Annotated in this window: 16 protein-coding genes; 2 read left to right on the top strand and 14 right to left on the bottom strand. The window is 40.4% G+C overall.

Features of this window, described 5'->3' with window-relative positions; translation table 11 throughout:
- Positions 1 to 14: 14 nt before the first annotated feature.
- Positions 15 to 890 carry a YicC/YloC family endoribonuclease gene (locus FAR12_RS02540; protein WP_126405837.1) on the bottom strand — a complete coding sequence of 292 codons (876 nt, stop codon included), beginning with the start codon at positions 888 to 890 and terminating at the stop codon, positions 15 to 17.
- A gap of 62 nt (positions 891 to 952) precedes the next feature.
- Positions 953 to 3,652, bottom strand: a complete 2,700-nt coding sequence (locus FAR12_RS02535; RefSeq protein ID WP_126405836.1) for a cation-translocating P-type ATPase — start codon at positions 3,650 to 3,652, stop codon at positions 953 to 955.
- 354 nt (positions 3,653 to 4,006) lie between these two features.
- Between FAR12_RS02535 and FAR12_RS02530 the strand changes: the two genes are divergently transcribed.
- A complete protein-coding gene (locus tag FAR12_RS02530; RefSeq protein WP_126405834.1) occupies positions 4,007 to 5,722 on the top strand; it encodes an Rqc2 family fibronectin-binding protein in 1,716 nt (571 codons plus the stop codon).
- Between the two features lie 103 nt (positions 5,723 to 5,825).
- Positions 5,826 to 6,086 (top strand): DUF3949 domain-containing protein, encoded by a 261-nt coding sequence (locus FAR12_RS02525; RefSeq protein WP_126405832.1) that lies wholly within the window; start codon positions 5,826 to 5,828, stop codon positions 6,084 to 6,086.
- 28 nt (positions 6,087 to 6,114) lie between these two features.
- Here the strand turns inward: FAR12_RS02525 and pyrE are convergent, their stop codons facing one another.
- The 12 genes from pyrE to lspA form a co-directional block, all read right to left on the bottom strand.
- Positions 6,115 to 6,747 (bottom strand): orotate phosphoribosyltransferase, encoded by a 633-nt coding sequence (gene pyrE, locus FAR12_RS02520; protein ID WP_126405830.1) that lies wholly within the window; start codon positions 6,745 to 6,747, stop codon positions 6,115 to 6,117.
- Positions 6,744 to 7,460 carry an orotidine-5'-phosphate decarboxylase gene (gene pyrF, locus FAR12_RS02515; RefSeq protein WP_126405828.1) on the bottom strand — a complete coding sequence of 239 codons (717 nt, stop codon included), beginning with the start codon at positions 7,458 to 7,460 and terminating at the stop codon, positions 6,744 to 6,746. The genes pyrE and pyrF overlap by 4 nt, the downstream gene beginning before the upstream one ends.
- Before the next feature lies 1 nt (position 7,461).
- Positions 7,462 to 8,373 carry a dihydroorotate dehydrogenase gene (locus FAR12_RS02510; RefSeq protein WP_126405826.1) on the bottom strand — a complete coding sequence of 304 codons (912 nt, stop codon included), beginning with the start codon at positions 8,371 to 8,373 and terminating at the stop codon, positions 7,462 to 7,464.
- Positions 8,370 to 9,143 (bottom strand): dihydroorotate dehydrogenase electron transfer subunit, encoded by a 774-nt coding sequence (locus tag FAR12_RS02505; RefSeq protein WP_425456138.1) that lies wholly within the window; start codon positions 9,141 to 9,143, stop codon positions 8,370 to 8,372. Before FAR12_RS02505 ends, FAR12_RS02510 begins: the two co-directional genes overlap by 4 nt.
- The gene (gene carB, locus FAR12_RS02500) at positions 9,143 to 12,355 is read right to left on the bottom strand and encodes a carbamoyl-phosphate synthase large subunit (protein ID WP_126405822.1); all 3,213 of its coding nucleotides are present in this window, start codon (positions 12,353 to 12,355) and stop codon (positions 9,143 to 9,145) included. Before carB ends, FAR12_RS02505 begins: the two co-directional genes overlap by 1 nt.
- Positions 12,334 to 13,437 carry a carbamoyl phosphate synthase small subunit gene (locus FAR12_RS02495; protein ID WP_126405820.1) on the bottom strand — a complete coding sequence of 368 codons (1,104 nt, stop codon included), beginning with the start codon at positions 13,435 to 13,437 and terminating at the stop codon, positions 12,334 to 12,336. The genes carB and FAR12_RS02495 overlap by 22 nt, the downstream gene beginning before the upstream one ends.
- Positions 13,434 to 14,720 (bottom strand): dihydroorotase, encoded by a 1,287-nt coding sequence (locus FAR12_RS02490; RefSeq protein ID WP_126405818.1) that lies wholly within the window; start codon positions 14,718 to 14,720, stop codon positions 13,434 to 13,436. Before FAR12_RS02490 ends, FAR12_RS02495 begins: the two co-directional genes overlap by 4 nt.
- Positions 14,683 to 15,615 carry an aspartate carbamoyltransferase catalytic subunit gene (locus tag FAR12_RS02485; protein WP_126405817.1) on the bottom strand — a complete coding sequence of 311 codons (933 nt, stop codon included), beginning with the start codon at positions 15,613 to 15,615 and terminating at the stop codon, positions 14,683 to 14,685. The genes FAR12_RS02490 and FAR12_RS02485 overlap by 38 nt, the downstream gene beginning before the upstream one ends.
- A gap of 173 nt (positions 15,616 to 15,788) precedes the next feature.
- Positions 15,789 to 17,087: a uracil-xanthine permease family protein gene (locus FAR12_RS02480; protein ID WP_126405816.1), complete on the bottom strand. Its 1,299-nt coding sequence runs from the start codon at positions 17,085 to 17,087 to the stop codon at positions 15,789 to 15,791.
- 125 nt (positions 17,088 to 17,212) lie between these two features.
- Positions 17,213 to 17,755, bottom strand: a complete 543-nt coding sequence (gene pyrR, locus FAR12_RS02475; RefSeq protein WP_126405815.1) for a bifunctional pyr operon transcriptional regulator/uracil phosphoribosyltransferase PyrR — start codon at positions 17,753 to 17,755, stop codon at positions 17,213 to 17,215.
- A 187-nt stretch (positions 17,756 to 17,942) separates the two neighbouring features.
- On the bottom strand, positions 17,943 to 18,854 hold the full coding sequence (locus FAR12_RS02470; protein ID WP_126405814.1) for an RluA family pseudouridine synthase: 912 nt from the start codon (positions 18,852 to 18,854) through the stop codon (positions 17,943 to 17,945).
- A complete protein-coding gene (lspA, locus tag FAR12_RS02465; RefSeq protein ID WP_126405813.1) occupies positions 18,826 to 19,320 on the bottom strand; it encodes a signal peptidase II in 495 nt (164 codons plus the stop codon). Before lspA ends, FAR12_RS02470 begins: the two co-directional genes overlap by 29 nt.
- Positions 19,321 to 19,360 lie beyond the last annotated feature (40 nt).

Raw genomic sequence — 19,360 nt, 5'->3', positions numbered from 1 at the left:
TTTCTAAACCAAGGCTACTCTATATTTTGAACCTGCTCTTTCATTTTCTCGAGTAAGCTTTTCATTTCAACAACTTCTCTAGCAATATTAGAATCATTTGCTTTAGAGCCAATTGTGTTAACCTCTCGATTCATTTCCTGAAGGAGGAAGTCCATTTTCCGACCAACCGGTTCATCTAACTTCATAATCTTTTGGAACTGGTCGATATGACTATGTAATCTTGTTAACTCTTCGTTAATATCTGCTTTGTCAGCAAAAATAGCTATTTCATTAACAAGACGAGCTTCATCGATTTGTCCATTTGCGAATTCTTCCATTCTTCTTCGCAATCTATCTGTATAAAGCTGGACGACACTTGGAGCATATTCTCTTAAACTAACGACCCTTTTACTAAAAATATTTAATTGGTTATGTATGTCGCTTGCAAGAACATTGCCTTCAATTACACGCATCGATTTAAGTTGCTTTGCAGCCTCATCAATTGCGTCAAGAACAAGAGTCTCTAGTTCTGCATTCCCAGCATGGTCTTCATCAAAGGAAATAAAATCTTCGCGGAGCAATATATCTTGAAGTGAGATTGGGTTTTCAAGTTGGTATTTATCTTGAATCGCTTTAATAGATTGAACATATTCATCAAGAAGCTGCCAATCCACATTTACTTTAGAAGAGAAATTCCCAGAACCCTCGAGTGTCACAAAAACCTCGATTCTTCCTCTTGTTACTTGTTCACTGATTTTCTTTTTGATTCTATCCTCAATCACAAATAACTGTCTAGGCATTCGAATATTGAATTCTAAAAACCGATGATTAACAGCTTTAATCTCTACTGTTACAGAATATTTGTCTTTTTCTGCCGTACTACGGCCAAATCCAGTCATGCTAACAATCATAGCAACACACCCAAATAATCAAATTGAAAAAGGTAATAGAGTCTCCTCTATCACCTTTTGGATTATACCACAGTTTCTTTTCTTTTTCTTGCCAAAAATGTTCCGGCTAGTAAAAAAGTTGGTACTGCCGCCAAACCTAGTATCATAATCCAATCTTTTGCAAGGATCGGAACAGTATGGAATATCGGTTGTAGCGGTGGATAATAGATTACAACAAACATAAGTAAAATTGACGAAATCACTGCCCAAACTAAATACATATTGCCAAACGGATTGCGGACAAAAATCGATTTTTCACTGCGGCAATCAAAAACATGGATCAGTTGAGCCATAACTAATGTAGCAAAAGCAACTGTTTGTGCATAAGCAAGATGATCCGGATTTTCATTGTTCGCGATTATAAAGGCTATCAAGGTAGAAATCCCGATTAAGAAACCTCTAGAGACGACCTTCCACCCAAGTCCTCTGGCAAATATTCCTTCTTTTGGACTTCGAGGATTTCTTTTCATAACGTCCCCCTCAGGCTGGTCTAAACCAAGAGCCATCGCAGGTAAGCCATCAGTAACTAAATTCACCCAAAGTATTTGTATCGGAACGAGAGGCAGCGGCAAGGCCAACAACATTGCAAAAAGCATAACGAGAATTTCTCCAACATTCGAAGCTAATAGGTAGCGAATAAACTTTCGAATATTTTCATAGATGTTTCGGCCCTCTTTAATCGCAGCCTTAATTGTTGCAAAGTTATCATCGAGGAGAATTAATGCCGATGCTTCCTTCGCTACGTCTGTTCCAGTTATCCCCATCGCTACGCCAATATCCGCTGTTTTGATGGCAGGTGCGTCATTGACTCCATCACCGGTCATCGCGACAACATGCCCTCTATTTTGCAACGCCTTCACGATCTTTAATTTATGTTCAGGTGAAACTCGAGCAAATACAGCCACATCATCGACGATTTCCTCTAACTCTTCTGTCGTCATATTTGTTAATGTATTTCCATCCAGTACTTTTTTCTTCGCTGTTAAAATGCCTAGCTGTGTTGCAATTGCCTTAGCTGTAATCACATGGTCACCTGTAATCATAACGGTTTTGATTCCAGCTTCCTTACATTCTTTGACCGCTTGTCTCACTTCTGGCCTTGGCGGGTCAATCATTCCTTGTAAGCCAATAAAGATGAGATCCTTTTCCGCTTCTTTTTCGCTAAAAATAAGAGTTTTCGCAGGGATTTCTTTAAAACCAATCGCAATCGTCCTTAGTGCTTGTGAGGCGAGATTATTGATGGCTGATTGGACATTATTTTTCATATCTGTTGAAAAAGTGGCTCGCTTCCCATCCCAAAGAACCGATTCACTAATCCCAACTAATACATCTGGCGCACCTTTTGTAACGACATACTGACGACCATTGGCATCCTTTATGACAATCGACATCATTTTTCTCGTTGAATCAAACGGAAATTCCTGTACGATTTCATATTGTTTTAATAATAAATCACGATTATAGCCTGCTTTCATCGCCGCAACAAGGAGCGCACCTTCTGTCGGATCCCCATCTACGATAAATTCATTGGCTTCTTTCTCTTTTAAACTAGCATGATTACACATCATGCCAAACATAAGCATTTGCTGCAGTGACTTTTCCTTTTTAACATCAATCGGTTGTTTAGACTCAGCACGATAAAATCTACCATGAGGATCGTAGCCGACACCATCAACCGTCCATGTGTTTCCTCCACTCCAAAGATGAGTCACGGTCATCTTGTTTTGTGTCATCGTCCCAGTTTTATCCGAACAAATAACGGAGGCACAGCCTAATGTTTCAACAGCAGGTAGCTTTCGAACAATAGCATTGTTTTTTATCATTCGCTGGACACCTAGAGAGAGCGCAACAGTGACGATAGCGGGTAGCCCTTCTGGAATGGCAGCAACAGCTAACGATACCCCTGCTAAAAACATCGTATATAGGTCGTTTCCTTGAATAACACCGACAAAGACAACAAGAATAGTAAGAAGGATTGCCACAACGATTAAAATTTTTCCAAGCTCCTGGAGCTTTCTTTGCAAAGGCGTGATGACGGTTTCTGCATTCTGCAGCAAATCAGCAATCTGTCCCATTGCCGTCTTCATTCCTGTAGCAACGACTACACCTGTTCCAGCCCCTCTTGTCACCATCGTTCCCATAAAGGCCATATTTTCCATATCGCCGATTCCGACATCACCCTTGTCAATTCTCGCTGTAGTTTTTGCAACTGGCAGTGACTCCCCGGTTAAGGAAGACTCTTCTATTTCAAGGCTCTTCGAATCTATAATTCTAACATCTGCACCAATTCGATCCCCTGAACCAAACTTCAAAATATCCCCTACAACAAGCTCTTTTGAAGGGATTTTCACCCACTGACCATCCCGTAATGTAGAAACCTGTGGGGCGGATAGTTCCTTTAATGCCTCAAGAGATTTCTCTGCTTTCCGTTCCTGAAAAAAACCTAAAAATCCATTTATAATGACGATGGCCACAATGGCAATCGCATCAATATATTCTCCGAGCAAACCTGAAATCAAGACGGCTCCTAATAGAACCAGAACCATAAAATCTTTAAACTGACTAAAAAATAAGAGTAGTGCGGACTGCTTTTCTCCTTCAGCTAATTCATTATATCCATGTTGCTTAATCCTTTTTTGAACATCTGCGCTTGATAACCCTTCTTTTAAGTCGGTATTCAAGACTTTTTCAACATCGCGTTCATTCATTTCATGGAACTTCATCCGACCATCTCACTCCTCCTTGATATTGGCAGCAATTTATTGTAATCAGAGCCAGCCTACTCTAAAGAAAGCTTATTCAGACTCGTCCTAAAAAATGCTACAAATTAAGAAAAGCAAAAAAGCGCTTGTTAATCGGCGACAAGCACAAGACGAGCCGGCGAGGAGGTTGTTCTTTAACCTCCTTGTCGGATTGGCTTGTGACCAAGGAAAAATGTTCTTTATTTTTCACTCGAGCCGATAGTGCTTGGAGCTAGACAATTAAAAAGTTTCAAAGGGTGCTTTAATATGTTCGTCTTTTCCCTTAAAGTAAGCTATTATGGAAGTTGAGATTTTAATTAGAAGAGGATGTTTCGAATGTCATTTGACGGTTTGTTTACAAGAGCGATCACGCATGAGTTCTCTTCCCTTTTAAAAGGGGGAAGAATTAATAAAATACATCAACCCTACAAAAATGAAATTGTGCTCATTATTCGGGCTAATGGGAAAAATCATAAGCTACTTCTATCCGTTCACCCAAGTTATGCTAGAGCACAACTAACAAATGAATCCTATGAAAATCCGAGTGAACCACCGATGTTCTGCATGCTCCTAAGAAAGCATCTTGAGGGGTATATTTTAGAAGATATTCACCAAATCGGCATGGACCGTATGCTCGTTTTTGAAGTAAAAGGAAGAAATGAGATTGGCGATATTTCATCTAAACAACTAATCGTTGAAATTATGGGCCGACATAGTAATATCATTTTAGTTGATAAAACTAAGAATTTGATTTTAGACAGCATTAAGCATGTTTCTTATGCGGTCAATAGCCATCGTGCAATCATGCCAGGCCAAGAGTATATTGCACCTCCTACACAAAATAAACAAAATCCACTTGAAGCAACAGAAGAGGATCTTTTAAGAAAAATTGATTTTAATGCGGGGAAATTAGATAAACAACTCGTCGAGCAATTTGCGGGGATCTCCCCTCTTTTTGCAAAGGAAATTGTTTATCAAACTGGAATCGCAAACCGAGTTACACTACCGAAAACTTTCTTGACGCTGTTGCAAAAAATGAAGGAACATCAATATGAACCTTCGATTACTTCATTCGATAATAAAGAGTCCTTCTACCTCTTGCCGATGGAGCATCTAAAGGGCGAGAGTAAGAAATATGATTCGTTAAGCGAGCTTTTAGACCGTTTCTATTTTGGCAAGGCCGACCGTGATCGGGTGAAACAGCAAGCAAACGACTTAGAAAGATTTATTTTGAATGAAAAAGAAAAGAACGAGAAAAAAATCAAGAAGCTTCAAGCTACCATTACGGAAGCAGAAAACGCCAATCAACATCAGCTTTTTGGGGAATTGTTGACTGCCAATCTTTATGCGGTTGAAAAAGGGATGAAGGAAATCGAGGTCATCAATTATTATGACGAAAATGGTGGAACGGTAAAAATCCCGTTAAATCCCCAAAAATCACCGTCTGATAATGCGCAGAAATTTTTCACAAGATATCAGAAAGCCAAGACCGCGCTCGTGATGGCCAGTGAACAAATGGAAAAGGCGAAGGAAGAGGTTGCCTATTTCGATACTTTACTTCAACAGGTTGAGACAGCATCCACAAAAGACATTTCAGAGATCCGCGAAGAATTAATTGAAGGTGGCTATTTACGCGATCGCCAAAAGAAAGGCAGCAAGAACGTTATAAATGCAAAGCCTATTTTGGAGAAATATACAGCTACTGATGGAACTGAAATTCTTGTCGGCAAAAACAATAAACAGAATGATTATTTAACAAATAAATTGGCCGGAAGAGACGAGTTTTGGCTTCATACAAAAGATATTCCAGGCTCTCACGTCGTTATTCGTAATCCTGCCCCTTCTGATGAGACAATTCTTGAGGCAGCTCAGTTAGCAGCGTATTTCAGTAAGGCAAGAAGTTCGAGTTCCGTACCCGTTGACTATACTCAAATCCGCCATGTCAAAAAGCCATCTGGCGCAAAACCTGGGTATGTGATTTATGAAAATCAACAAACAGTGTACATCACTCCTGAAGAGGATACAGTTTTAAGGTTAAAAAAATCAAGATAGTAAGGGTAATATCCCTGCTATCTTTTTTTATTGAATCTTTTACAGATTTTATTCGTATGTATTACTATAATGGGAATATTTTCAATAAGAGGAGGATAAGAAAATGGGATCTAAAGTGATATTGGGAATTATTTTAGCCTATATTTTGTTGTCATTCATACTCCTGCCAATTCAATATCGCTACATTAAGGAACTAAAAGAAATGGATAAAGAGCGTAAGGCACTGGGACTAAGCCAAAATGAGTATTATGAAAAAATGAGTTTCGAAAACGAACAATTACACTTTAACGCTCAGGGGAACCCCCTTTTTATTGGAGCAAACATCCTAGCAACTCTTTTGTATAAATGGAGACATAAAAAATAAGCCAGTATCCATGATACTGGCTTAACACTTATTGATGCACCTTTCCCCACTCAGCAGGATCCTTCTTCCACTCTGCTAGACTCACCAAATCTTCTGCCTTAACATAACCTCGTGCTTCTGCAACCTCTACTAATGTAGAGAAATCAGATAAGGAATACGCAGTAATTCCTGATACCTCCAACAATTCTTTCCCTTTTTCAAGCTCATAGGTAAAAATTGCAACTACTCCTAGTACTTCACAGCCTGCTTCACGTAATGCTGCAACGGCTGTAAGGACACTTCCACCAGTGGAAATTAAGTCTTCCACTACGACCACTTTTTGTCCTTCTGTCGTTTTTCCTTCAATCTGCTTCCCTTTTCCATGTCCCTTTGCTTTTGAACGAACATAGCACATCGGTAAATCCAGAAGCTCACTTACCCAAGCCGCATGAGGAATACCAGCTGTTGCTGTCCCTGCTACCAGCTCCACACCTGGAAAATTCTCGACGATTAACTCCTTTAACCCATTAGCAATTTCCTTTCGCACAGTTGGATAGGAAAGAGTTAATCGATTATCGCAATAAATCGGTGATTGCAACCCTGATGACCAAGTAAAAGGCTCTGTTGGTTTTAAGGCAACTGCCTCAATGTCTAGTAATCTCTCTGCTATTTGCTTTTTCATACGCGAACACCCTCCCACGCTTGTTTGTATTCTTGATAGCTTCTATATGGATCTTCTGCCTTCGTAATACCACGTCCAACGACGATAGCAGATACACCAGCAATTCTAGCTTGTTCTGGAGTCGCCACTCTTTTTTGATCCTGAACAAGGTCAGTTCCTAATCGAATTCCAGGAGTAACTGTTACAAATTCATTTCCTAGTTGCTCTCGTATAAGTCCAACTTCATGTGAAGAGCATACAACACCATCTAAGCCAGCTTCTTGCGCGATTAAGGAATAATGAATAACCGATTGCTCTAGAGTTGCTTCAATCAACTGCTCGCTTCTCATTTGCTGTTCCGATGTACTTGTCAATTGAGTTACTGCAATACATGCTGGACGCACCCTACCAGGAGCCGTCCCTGCCTCTAAACCTTCAAGAGCAGCACGCATCATTTCTTTTCCCCCAGCCGCATGAACATTGACCAAATCACAGCCTAGCTTCGCAAGACCTTTCATCCCACCATATACCGTGTTCGGAATATCATGAAGCTTTAAATCTAAGAATATCTGATACTCTCTTTCTTTTAATTCCTGAATGATTCTAGGACCTTCCTGATAAAAAAGCTCCATCCCAACTTTTAGAAAAAGGCTCTCATCATCAAAACGATTTAAGAACTGAAAAACTTCCTCTTTATTAGAGAAATCTAGGGCTATAATTAGTGAATTTTTCAAGTTACTTCCAGCTCCTTCCTGTACATTCAGAAATATGGTCAAATCCTAGTTGTTCAAGTAATTCTGGCAAATCTTTAATGATTTTCGGGCATGCAAACGGGTCAACAAAGTTGGCTGTTCCAACCGCGACAGCACTAGCGCCCGCATAGAAAAATTCAATTACGTCCTCGGCACGTTCGATTCCACCCATGCCGATGATCGGAATGGAGACTTGTTGACTTACCTCGTATATCATTCGAATCGCAACAGGCTTAATGCCTGGGCCAGACAGACCTCCTGTCTTATTTGCAAGAATCGGATTCCCCGTTTTCAGATCAAGTCTCATTCCGAGCAAAGTATTAATCATTGTTAGTCCATCTGCTCCGCCATCCTCAACTGCTTTTGCCATTTCCACAATGTTGGTTACATTAGGAGAAAGCTTCACATAGACAGGCACCTCAGAAACTTCTTTTACTTTTTTCGTTAAGCTTTTTGCCACCTCTGGAATTGTTCCAAAAGCAATTCCTCCTGTCTTCACATTTGGACAGGAGATATTCAGCTCAAGAGCATGAACATTCGGAGCGGTCGAAATTCTTTTAGCGACTTCAACATAATCCTCTTCGGTCGAGCCAGCCACATTGGCGATAATCGGAACATCATATTGAGCCAGCCACGGAAGCTCTTCATTCAAAACCTTCTCAAGACCTGGATTTTGCAAACCGATGGCATTTAACATCCCTGCAGAAGTTTCTGCTACTCGTGGAGTTGGATTACCAAAGCGCGGCTCAACTGTCGTCGCTTTAATCATAATCGCACCTAGGTCACTAAGGTTATACAAGCTACCAAACTCTCTTCCAAAGCCAAAGCAACCGGAGGCAGGCATGACTGGATTTTTTAAGTGCAGCCCAGGTAAATTTATCTCTAATCGATTCATAGCACGACCTCCCCTGCCCTAAACACTGGACCATCTGTACAAACCTTCTTATAAGAAAAACCGGTTGGGTCATCTGCTGTGTGACAAACACAAGCAAAGCAAGCGCCAATTCCGCAGCCCATTCTTTCTTCTAAAGACAGGTAGACCTTTTTATCTGCAGCATAGTTCGCTTCTACAGCTTTTAGCATCGCTTTTGGTCCACATGAATAAATCGTGTCAAAGCTTAAATCTTTCATAACATCTGTCACAAACCCTTTTGTACCATATGTTCCGTCAACCGTTGTTACAAAGGTCTGCCCTAGTTCCATAAATTTATCTTCATAAAAAACCGCTTCCTTCGTTTGAAAGCCCAGAACATGGATAACCTTCACACCACGTGAAACAAGCTGCTGTGATAATTCGTAAAGAGGAGGCACTCCGATACCACCACCTACAAGTAGTGCTGTTTCCCCAGGCTCGGTTTCTTCAATCGGAAATCCATGTCCTAACGGTCCTAAAATATCCACTGTTTCACTCTCTTTTTTCGTCGATAAAAGCGTTGTGCCTCTACCTTCTTGTCGATAGATTAAAGTAAATTCCTTCTTTTCATGATTGATATTCGCTATGCTAATTGGTCTTCTAAGCAATGGGTCATGTCCATCCGCTACTTTAACGTGGACAAACTGACCAGGTTCCTTCATTTCAGCAGAAAGCTCACCTCGAAGGATGAGCTCGTAAATATTCGCAGCAATTTCTTTTTGTGAAACAATTGTGCAATTCTCGTTTACTATCACTGAAAAACCGCCTCTCGTACTGGTGTTTGTGCACCCATTGGCTCTGCTGAAAATGTCATCGACTCGAGTACTCGGAGCATTGCTTCTGCCGTATCAAGAGAAGTTAAGCACGGAATTCCATTTTCAACGGATTCACGGCGGATTCTAAAGCCGTCACGAGCTGGCTGTTTTCCTTTTGTTAAGGTATTGATAACAAATTGTGCTTCACCATTTCGAATGACATCGAGAAGATCTGGTCCCTCTGTTCCGATTTTGTCGACTACTTGAACCGGAATTCCAACCGATTTAATAGAGTCTGCTGTTCCACTCGTTGCCATGATACGGAAGCCAATCGCAGCAAATCTTTTTGCTAACTGAAGGGATTCTTCCTTATCCTTATCAGCCACCGTCATCAATACCGTACCGAATGGCTGAATTTTCATTCCTGATGCCACGAGTCCTTTGTACAATGCTTTTTCTAGTGTTGTATCCTTGCCCATAACCTCGCCTGTTGATTTCATTTCCGGTCCTAATGTAATATCCACTCTGCGTAGTTTAGCAAAGGAGAATACCGGAACCTTTACATATACGCCAGATTTTTCAGGTACAAGACCTGATTCGTAGCCTTGCTCCTCTAGAGATTGTCCAAGAATAACCTTCGTCGCAATCTTCGCCATTGGCACCTTCGTAATTTTACTAAGGAATGGAACCGTCCGGCTTGAACGAGGATTAACTTCAATTACAAAGACCTCTCCTTTTGAAACAACATATTGAATGTTCAAAAGCCCGATAATACCTAAGCCTTTTGCTAGTCTCTCTGTAAAATCTACAAGCTTAGCTTTAATTTCAGCCGTTATACTTTGTGTTGGGTAGACCGCAATCGAGTCACCTGAGTGAACCCCGGCTCTTTCGATATGCTCCATAATACCAGGGATTAAGACAGACTTACCGTCACTAATCGCATCAATTTCAATTTCTTTGCCTGTTAAGTAACGGTCAATTAACACAGGATGCTCTGGGTTAATTTTGACGGCATTTTTCATATAGTGTAAAAGCTCTTCCTCATGGTAGACGATTTCCATCGCACGCCCTCCGAGAACGTAAGATGGACGAACCAATACGGGATATCCGATACTTGCTGCAATCTTCACTGCTTCTTCAACTGATAGGGCTGTTTTCCCTTTAGGCTGTGGAATATTTAATAGGGATAAGGCATGCTCGAACTTATCTCTGTCCTCTGCTCCATCGATATTTTCAAGTGATGTGCCAAGAATCTTCACGCCTCTTTCTACTAACTTAGATGCTAGATTGATAGCTGTTTGTCCACCGAACTGAACAACAACTCCTTCTGGCTGCTCTAAGTCAATGATGTGCATAACGTCTTCGATTGTCAGAGGCTCGAAATAGAGCTTGTCGGAGATGCTAAAATCCGTGGAAACTGTTTCTGGGTTGCTGTTAATAATAATCGCTTCGTAACCTGCTTCTTTAATCGCCCAGACAGCATGAACGGTTGAATAATCAAACTCAATGCCTTGGCCAATTCGAATCGGACCTGAACCAAGCACAACAACACTTTTCTTCTCTGTCACAATTGATTCGTTTTCCTCTTCATAAGAACCGTAGTAGTAAGGTGTTTCTGATTCAAATTCGGCTGCACATGTATCAACCATCTTGTAGACAGGGATGATGCCATTCTCTTTGCGCCACCCATAAACCGTAAGCTCAGTACTATTCCAGTTCTGTGCTAATGTCTTGTCGGAAAAGCCCATTTCTTTCGCTTTTCTTCCTACTTCTAAATCAAAGTGATTTTCACGAATGACATCTTCAAACTTAACGATTTTTTCCATCTTATGAAGGAAAAAGAGGTCGATTTGGCTCCATTCATGAATCGTCTCAATGCTATGCCCTCTTCTTAACGCTTCTCCGATGTAAAACAATCTTTCGTCGCCAGCATTGCGAATTCGTTTTTCTAATAGTTCGTTCTCGATATCTGCCCCATCATTTAAAGCAAGATGATAAACGCCTGCCTCTAAAGAGCGAATTGCTTTTAGTAAGGATTCCTCGAAGGTGCGGCCAATCGCCATCACTTCTCCTGTTGCTTTCATTTGTGTCCCTAGATTACGCTTGGCAGAATCAAATTTATCAAATGGCCAACGTGGAATTTTTGTCACGATATAGTCTAGTGCAGGCTCAAAGCTTGCATAGGTTTTTCCGGTAATCGGGTTCATCATTTCATCTAGCGTCAAACCTACCGCAATTTTTGCAGCTAACTTCGCAATTGGATAACCGGTTGCTTTAGAGGCTAAAGCCGATGAGCGACTAACCCGTGGATTTACTTCGATAATGTAGTATTGGAAGCTGTATGGGTCAAGCGCTAACTGAACATTACAGCCACCTTCAATTCCAAGAGCACGGATAATTTTCAAAGATGTATTTCGTAACATCTGATACTCTCGGTCACTTAATGTTTGACTTGGCGCTACAACAATTGAATCTCCTGTATGAACACCAACTGGGTCAATGTTTTCCATGTTACAAACAACAATCGCATTGTCATTTGAATCTCTCATAACCTCGTATTCAATCTCTTTGAATCCTGCAATGCTTTTTTCCAGTAAACATTGAGTTACAGGGCTATATTTCAAGCCGCTTTGTACTGTTTCAATTAGCTCTTCCTCGTTGTGGCAAATCCCTCCGCCAGTACCACCTAGTGTGAAGGCTGGACGAACGATGACTGGATAACCCACTGTTTGAACGAACTGAAGGGATTCCTCAACATTGTGGACAATTTCGCTTTCTGGAACTGGCTCACCAAGCTCATTCATTAAGCTACGAAAAAGATCCCGGTCCTCTGCTTGTTCAATCGCTGAAAGCTTCGTTCCTAATATTTCAACGCCACATTCGTCTAGCACACCAGACTTGGCTAACTCGACTGCCAAATTCAATCCAGTTTGCCCTCCTAATGTTGGCACGATGGCATCTGGGCGTTCTTTTCGAATAATGCGACTAACAAATTCAAGTGTGAGCGGCTCAATATAGACAACATCAGCAATTTCTGTATCAGTCATAATGGTGGCAGGATTGGAGTTAACAAGAATGACCTTATAGCCTTCTTCTTTTAAGGCGATACACGCTTGCGTTCCTGCATAATCAAATTCCGCTGCTTGACCGATGACAATCGGTCCTGATCCGATGACTAAAATACTGTTTATATCTGTACGCTTTGGCATTTGTTTGCACCACTTTCCTCAGATTCTATTAAGCTCATAAACTGGTCAAATAAATAATTGGCATCCTCTGGACCTGGTGAAGCTTCAGGATGATATTGAACGGTAAACGCAGGAAAATCCTTATGCTTCAAACCTTCAATTGAGCCATCATTTAAAGCAATATGTGTCACTTCTAATCGTGTAGTTTCAATGGAAGCATCTTCTACGGCATAACCATGGTTTTGTGATGTTAACGCTACTTTACCTGTAACTAAATCCTTCACAGGGTGGTTCGAACCACGGTGACCAAATTTCATCTTTTCTGTATTTGCTCCACATGCTAACGCAAAGAGTTGATGTCCTAAGCAAATTCCGAATAGTGGCACTTTCCCAAGAATTCCTTGAATCATCTCAATTCCTTCTGTTACATCCTTCGGGTCTCCCGGTCCATTCGAAAGCATCACGCCATCTGGACTTAAACGGAGTATTTCCTCTGCTGTAACATTGTAAGGTACGACTAGAACATCACAATCTCTATTGTTCAGTTCGCGTAAAATACCATGCTTCATTCCAAAATCAACAAGGACAACTCTTTTTCCTCTTCCCGGACTTGGATAGGCATTTTTCGTAGAAACCTGTTTCACTTGGTCATTTCGTAGTGTGGTTTCTCTTAATCTCTCCAGAACTCCTTGAACATCTTCATCCGCTGAGCAGATTGCCCCTTTTAGCGTTCCATACTTGCGGATAATTCTCGTTAATTTTCTTGTATCAATGCCGGAAATTCCTGGAATGTCTTTGCTTTTAAAATACTCACTCAAGGAAATTTCATTTCTCCAGTTTGAAGGAAAATCGGCTACTTCCTTCACAATAAAACCTGATATTGCAGGCGTAATCGATTCGAAGTCATCGCGATTGATGCCATAATTCCCAATGAGAGGATAAGTTAGCGTAACAATTTGCCCGCAATAGGACGGGTCAGATAAGATTTCTTGATACCCTGTCATCCCGGTATTAAAAACGACTTCACCTATCGTTTCTTTTTCACTTCCAAATCCTTCACCTAAAAGGACGCTACCATCTTCCAAAATTAATTGTCTTTTCATGCTGTTACACCCTCTCTATTCCAAACAATTTTTCCTGAGGCGATAGTAAGTTGTGGCCAGCCTGCACATTCCCAGTCTCCAAACGGTGTGTTCTTTCCTTTCGATACGAAAGTCTCTGGGTCAATTTTTTCGACATGTTGCAAATCAATTAATGTGATATCTGCTGCTTTTCCTACTTCTAATTTTCCATAAGATAAATCGAAAGCTTCAGCTGGCTTTATCGTTAAGAAGTCAATCAATTGCTTTAAGGTTAAAATTCCGTCTTTGACAAAGTATGTGTAAAGAAGTGGGAACGCTGTTTCTAATCCTACAATTCCAAATGGAGCAAGCTGCATGCCTTCCGCTTTTTCTTCAACTGTATGCGGGGCATGGTCAGTAGCGATAAAATCGATTGTTCCATCTAAGAGCCCTTCGATTAAGGCTTCTCTATCTTCCCTGCTTCGTAGTGGTGGATTCATTTTGTAATTTGTATCTAGTCCAGGGATATCGTCCTCACATAGTAAAAGATGATGTGGTGTCACTTCTGCAGTCACCTTAATACCAGCTCGCTTTGCATCGCGAACGACACGAACAGATTCCTTTGTGCTGATATGGCAAACATGATAATGACAATCTGCTGCTTCAGCTAAAAGGACATCTCTCGCAATATGTACAGATTCACATACGGAAGGAATTCCGTTGATTCCATGTTTCTTTGAAAAATCTCCCTCATGAACAGCTCCTTTATTAATGAGCGTGTTCTCTTCACAGTGAGCGACAATTGGCATGTTGATAGCAGATGCCTTCTTCATCGCCTCTAACATCATGGATGCATCTTGAACACCGACACCATCATCCGTAAATGCAAAAGCTCCTGCTTCTTTCAATTCTTCGAAGTTTGTTAATTCTTGACCAAGCTCTCGTACCGTAATCGACGCATAAGGTAGTACTCTTACGGACGCTGTCTCTTCAATTCTTTGGTTAAGCCATTGTAATTGTTCCTTTGAATCTGGAACAGGTCTTGTATTTGGCATTGGAGCAATTGTTGTAAATCCTCCTTTTGCCGCAGCAAGTGTCCCTGTTGCAATCGTCTCTTTCTTTTCCCCTCCAGGCTCGCGCAGGTGAACATGCAAATCAATCAATCCAGGGGCAACAAGTAATCCTTTCGCATCAATGACTTCTTTTGCTTCTCTCGTGATAGACGCACCTATTTCTTCGATGATTCCATTTTCTATAAAAATATCCTGTTGTTCTAGAGCTCCTTCATTAGTAAGCAATTGGCCATTTTTGATGATGATTGACATTGATTTTTCCCCCTTCTTGTAATGCTCTTTTCAGTACTGCCATGCGGACAAAAACACCGTTCTCCATTTGTTTAAATATTCTTGAACGCTCACATTCCACAAGCTCATCAGCAATTTCTACGTCTCGGTTAACCGGTGCAGGATGCATAATGATGCTTCCTGCCTTCATTGTCTTTTCTCTCTCAACTGTTAACCCAAACTTTTTGTGATACGCTTCTTTTCCATCCTGTCCATCTTGCTCATGTCGCTCATGCTGAATTCGTAGTAGCATCACAACATCAGACGTCGCTATCGCTTGGTCAATTTCCTCGTATTTACCACTTTCCAAAAGACTTTCATCAAACCATTCCTCTGGTCCTGAGAAAACAACCTCTGCCCCTAGACGGTGAAGCACATCGGCATTTGAGCGAGCCACTCGGCTATGTCGAATATCTCCGATAATCGCGACCTTTAGACCATAAAAATGTCCAAACTCCTGTTGAATTGTGAGCAGGTCTAGTAAGGACTGTGTTGGATGATGCCCACAGCCATCTCCTGCATTGATAATTGACGTCTTAAGTTTGCCTTCTAATTCAGAGAAATAGTTATCTTCGCTATGTCGTATTACTACAGCATCCACACCAATTGATTCTAATGTGCGAATCGTATCATAAAGAGTTTCTCCTTTTAACACACTTGAAGCATTTACCTCAAACGGAATGATATTTAGACCTAGCTTTCTCTCCGCAACCTCGAAGCTACATTTCGTTCTTGTGCTCGGTTCGAAAAATAAATTTGCAACAAAGGTTTGCTGCTCTGGTTGCCAGGTAGCTCCTTCGGCAAAAACTTGTGCCTCCTCTATAATCATCCTCACTTCTTCAAGCGATAAAGCATTTGTGGTTAATAGATGCTTCATAAAGAAACCCTCCTTCAATTTCGATAACACTGGTTTACCTGTAAAAAAACACACCCTGATATGGACTCAGGGTGTGTTAAATAATCCTGACAATTAGGTAGCACTGTATGCCTCCTTTATTGCCAGCAAAATCACACCCTTGTAAATCTCTCGGATTTATTTAAAAGGTGTACCTATGCGACATCATTATTTTTCATCTCATCTTCTAACGATTGGTTTTCTTTATCTCTTCCTGGTAGAACTAGGTTTAGAATAACCCCAACAATCGCAGCTAATGCCATTCCCTCAATGCTGAAAGAATCTGTTATTCTTAATGCTGCTCCACCGATACCTAGAACTAAGATAACTGAAGATATCACTAAGTTTCTATTGTTTCCAAAATCAATTTTACTTTCAACCAGCATTCTCAAACCACTTGAAGCAATAATTCCGAAGAGTAAGATGGAAATTCCACCAAGGACCGCAGTCGGAATCGTTTGAATGAATGCCATTGCCTTACCTACGAATGAGAACAGGATAGCAATGATTGCTGCTCCGAAGATAACATAGATTGAATATACTCTTGTAATTGCTAGTACGCCGATATTTTCACCATAAGTTGTTTTTGGTGGTCCACCTAAGAACGCACTAACAAAAGTTCCTAAACCGTCAGCGACAATCGAACGATGCAAGCCTGGGTCTTTAATATAATTGCGATTAACTACTCTACCTAGTACTAATTGATGTCCGATATGCTCTGAAATTGTAACAAAGACGATTGGTACCATTGCCAGTAAGATAGATGATGTAATCGTAAATTCATAATCGATTCCTGGGAATAAGAATTTAGGAAGTTCAAACCAGTTCGCTTCTTTTACTGGTGTGAAATCAACAATTCCGATGATAGCTGAATAAATGTATCCAACGATTAGTCCTAGTAAAATCGGCATTGCACTTAAAATATTTTTGAAATAAACCGTGAAGATGATGGCTGCAAACAATGTAACTAAAGCAGCTGTAAAGTGCCAGAAGTTATACTCCCCATTTACATTCATCGCCATGTCTACCGCTGTTCCAGATAATCCAAGACCGATTACCATAATAACTGGCGCAACAACGATTGCTGGTAAAAGACGCATTAACCATTTATAGCCTGTTTTCCAGATGATTAAAGACACAACTCCGTAGGTAATTCCTACTGCCATTGCCCCTATCATTGCGTTCCCTGGATTCGCTCCCTCATTTGATGCAATCAAAATCGGTGCAATAAAGGCAAAAGATGAACCTAAGTAAGCTGGCACTTTAAACTGTGTGATAAGTAAGAATAAAATCGTGGCAATTCCACTTGTTAAAAGAGCAATCGCTGGACTTAAACCAACTAATTTTGGTACTAAGATGGTTGCTCCAAACATGGCAAACATGTGCTGAAAGCTAAGTGTTATCATTTGTGCGGGTGTTGGTTTTTCATTAATATCAAGTACTGGTTTATTCATTTCATTTTCCCCCTAAAAAAAATACCTCTTTGAAATTTATCAAAGAGGTTAGGCGAAATAGTATAGAGGTATCCCTATACAATTCCTTTTGCTAGCCTCTCTGGACTACAATTAAAAGGTCAATCTTATTTTTCGTATATACTTACTTGTTCTTGTTCATCGATTTCAGTTAATTCCACTACAATTTTTTCAGAGCTTGAAGTCGGAATATTTTTCCCTACATAATCTGCTCGAATCGGCAACTCACGGTGTCCGCGGTCTACTAGTACTGCAAGCTGTACGGAAGATGGTCTTCCTAAATCAACTAACGCGTCCAGTGCTGCTCTTACCGTTCTTCCTGTATAAAGAACATCATCCACTAAAATTACTTTTTGGTTTGTAACATCAATTGGAATATCTGAACCCTTTACAAGCGGCTCTTGATTATCTGTTTTCGTTGTTAAGTCATCACGATAAAGAGTAATATCTAATTCACCAACTGCAATGGCTTTACCTTCGATTTGTTGAATGCGCTCTGCTAGACGATTCGCTAGATAAATTCCTCTTGTACGAATTCCAACTAAAACACAGCCTTCAATACCTTTATTTTTCTCAATAATTTCGTGAGCAATTCTTGTTAATGCTCTACGAATCGCTTGCTCATCTAACACAACAGCTTTTTCGACCATTCTTACACATCCTCTCGGAAAACAAAAATCCTCTCAACCAAAGGGTGAGAGGATAGACGAATGCTATGCTTAATGTAAGTTAGACATACCTATTCCAACCTACGATCCGTTTCCTTCTCAGCCTCTCTGGACTGTCTTAAAGGACTTATTAAACTATAGTCATAGTAGCTTATTATTGGAACATTTGTCAACGATTATTTCGAAGCTTTTCCAACAATTCGACAAAATCCTTTGGAAGTGGAGCTTCGAATTCTAGATATTCCTTTGTTCGTGGATGAATAAATCCAAGGATTCCGGCATGCAGAACTTGTCCACCAAAATCAATTGTTTTTCTTGGACCATATTTTGGATCCCCAGCTAAAGGAAACCCAATATACTTCATATGGACACGAATTTGATGGGTTCTTCCTGTCTCTAATTGACACTCAACAAGGGTAAAGTCATTAAAACGTTCTAAAACGTGAAAATGTGTAACAGCATGCTTTCCATTATCTACAACTGTCATGCTTTGACGATCCTTTGGATCACGAGCAATTGGTGCATCAATCGTTCCATCATCATGAGCGATATTTCCATGAACTACTGCACGATAACGTCTCGTTACTGTTTTCGCAACAAGTTGATTAACTAAATCCTCATGCGCAAAGTCATTTTTTGCAACCATCAATAAGCCTGACGTATCTTTATCAATTCGATGAACGATTCCTGGTCTTAGGACACCATTAATACCAGATAAATCTTTACAATGGGCCATTAAACCGTTAACAAGTGTTCCAGTTAAATGTCCCGGTGCAGGATGGACAACCATCCCTTTAGGTTTATTTACAACGATAACATCCTTATCCTCGTAATAAATTTCCAGATCCATTTCCTCGGGAATGACATCTAATTCTTCTGGTTCTGGAATTGTGATTTCAATTTTATCATTCAAAGAACCCTTATAATTTGTTTTGATTGGCTGTCCATTAACGAGGACATGCCCTTCTTTTATCCACTGCTGAACTTGAGTTCTTGACCATTCTTTATTTAATGTTGAAAGTACTTTATCAATTCTTTCATTTGCATGTTCCTCAAGAATGATGTGTTCCTTTTTCTCCATGTGCTTTCTCCTTTGCTTCACGCTCTTCGCGGAACATTTGAATCATGAGTAGGGCTACTCCTACGACTAACGCTGAATCCGCTACATTAAAAATCGGAAAATCGTAGCCGAAGATGTATGTATCGACAAAGTCCACGACCTCCTTGCGAAATACGCGATCGATAAAGTTACCGATAGCACCACCAAGCATCAATCCAAGTGAAATACCTAATAGCTTCTTACCTTTTGTATGCTTAGCCATGTAATAAACAATCCCAATAATTACAACGATTGTGATAATGTAGAAAAACCACATCTGCCCTTGAAGAATCCCCCAAGCAGCACCTTGATTACGATGAGATGTAATGTAAAGGAAATCTTTGATAATCGTAATACTTTCCCCTAAATCCATATTTTTTACAATCAGCCATTTTGTTAATTGATCAATTACAATAATTACAAGTGCAAGTATGTAATAAAAAAACACAAAGGTAACCTCCAGCTCTCACGAAATTGTTACCTTTGCA

This window comes from Bacillus yapensis (assembly GCF_005280205.1).
GTDB lineage: Bacteria > Bacillota > Bacilli > Bacillales > Cytobacillaceae > Robertmurraya > Robertmurraya yapensis.
The sequence above is the reverse complement of the archived record's forward strand: the minus strand, read 5'-3'. Positions and strand labels throughout refer to the sequence as shown.

Coding starts and splice junctions, on each gene's coding strand:
- FAR12_RS02525 (WP_126405832.1), top strand. CDS start 5,826: ATGGGATCTAAAGTGATATTGGGAATTATTTTAGCCTATATTTTGTTG.
- FAR12_RS02495 (WP_126405820.1), bottom strand. CDS start 13,437: ATGAAAAGACAATTAATTTTGGAAGATGGTAGCGTCCTTTTAGGTGAA.
- pyrR (WP_126405815.1), bottom strand. CDS start 17,755: ATGGTCGAAAAAGCTGTTGTGTTAGATGAGCAAGCGATTCGTAGAGCA.
- FAR12_RS02540 (WP_126405837.1), bottom strand. CDS start 890: ATGATTGTTAGCATGACTGGATTTGGCCGTAGTACGGCAGAAAAAGAC.
- pyrE (WP_126405830.1), bottom strand. CDS start 6,747: ATGAAAAAGCAAATAGCAGAGAGATTACTAGACATTGAGGCAGTTGCC.
- FAR12_RS02530 (WP_126405834.1), top strand. CDS start 4,007: ATGTCATTTGACGGTTTGTTTACAAGAGCGATCACGCATGAGTTCTCT.
- FAR12_RS02480 (WP_126405816.1), bottom strand. CDS start 17,087: ATGAATAAACCAGTACTTGATATTAATGAAAAACCAACACCCGCACAA.
- FAR12_RS02470 (WP_126405814.1), bottom strand. CDS start 18,854: ATGGAGAAAAAGGAACACATCATTCTTGAGGAACATGCAAATGAAAGA.
- FAR12_RS02510 (WP_126405826.1), bottom strand. CDS start 8,373: ATGAATCGATTAGAGATAAATTTACCTGGGCTGCACTTAAAAAATCCA.
- FAR12_RS02535 (WP_126405836.1), bottom strand. CDS start 3,652: ATGAAGTTCCATGAAATGAATGAACGCGATGTTGAAAAAGTCTTGAAT.
- FAR12_RS02485 (WP_126405817.1), bottom strand. CDS start 15,615: ATGAAGCATCTATTAACCACAAATGCTTTATCGCTTGAAGAAGTGAGG.
- carB (WP_126405822.1), bottom strand. CDS start 12,355: ATGCCAAAGCGTACAGATATAAACAGTATTTTAGTCATCGGATCAGGA.
- FAR12_RS02490 (WP_126405818.1), bottom strand. CDS start 14,720: ATGTCAATCATCATCAAAAATGGCCAATTGCTTACTAATGAAGGAGCT.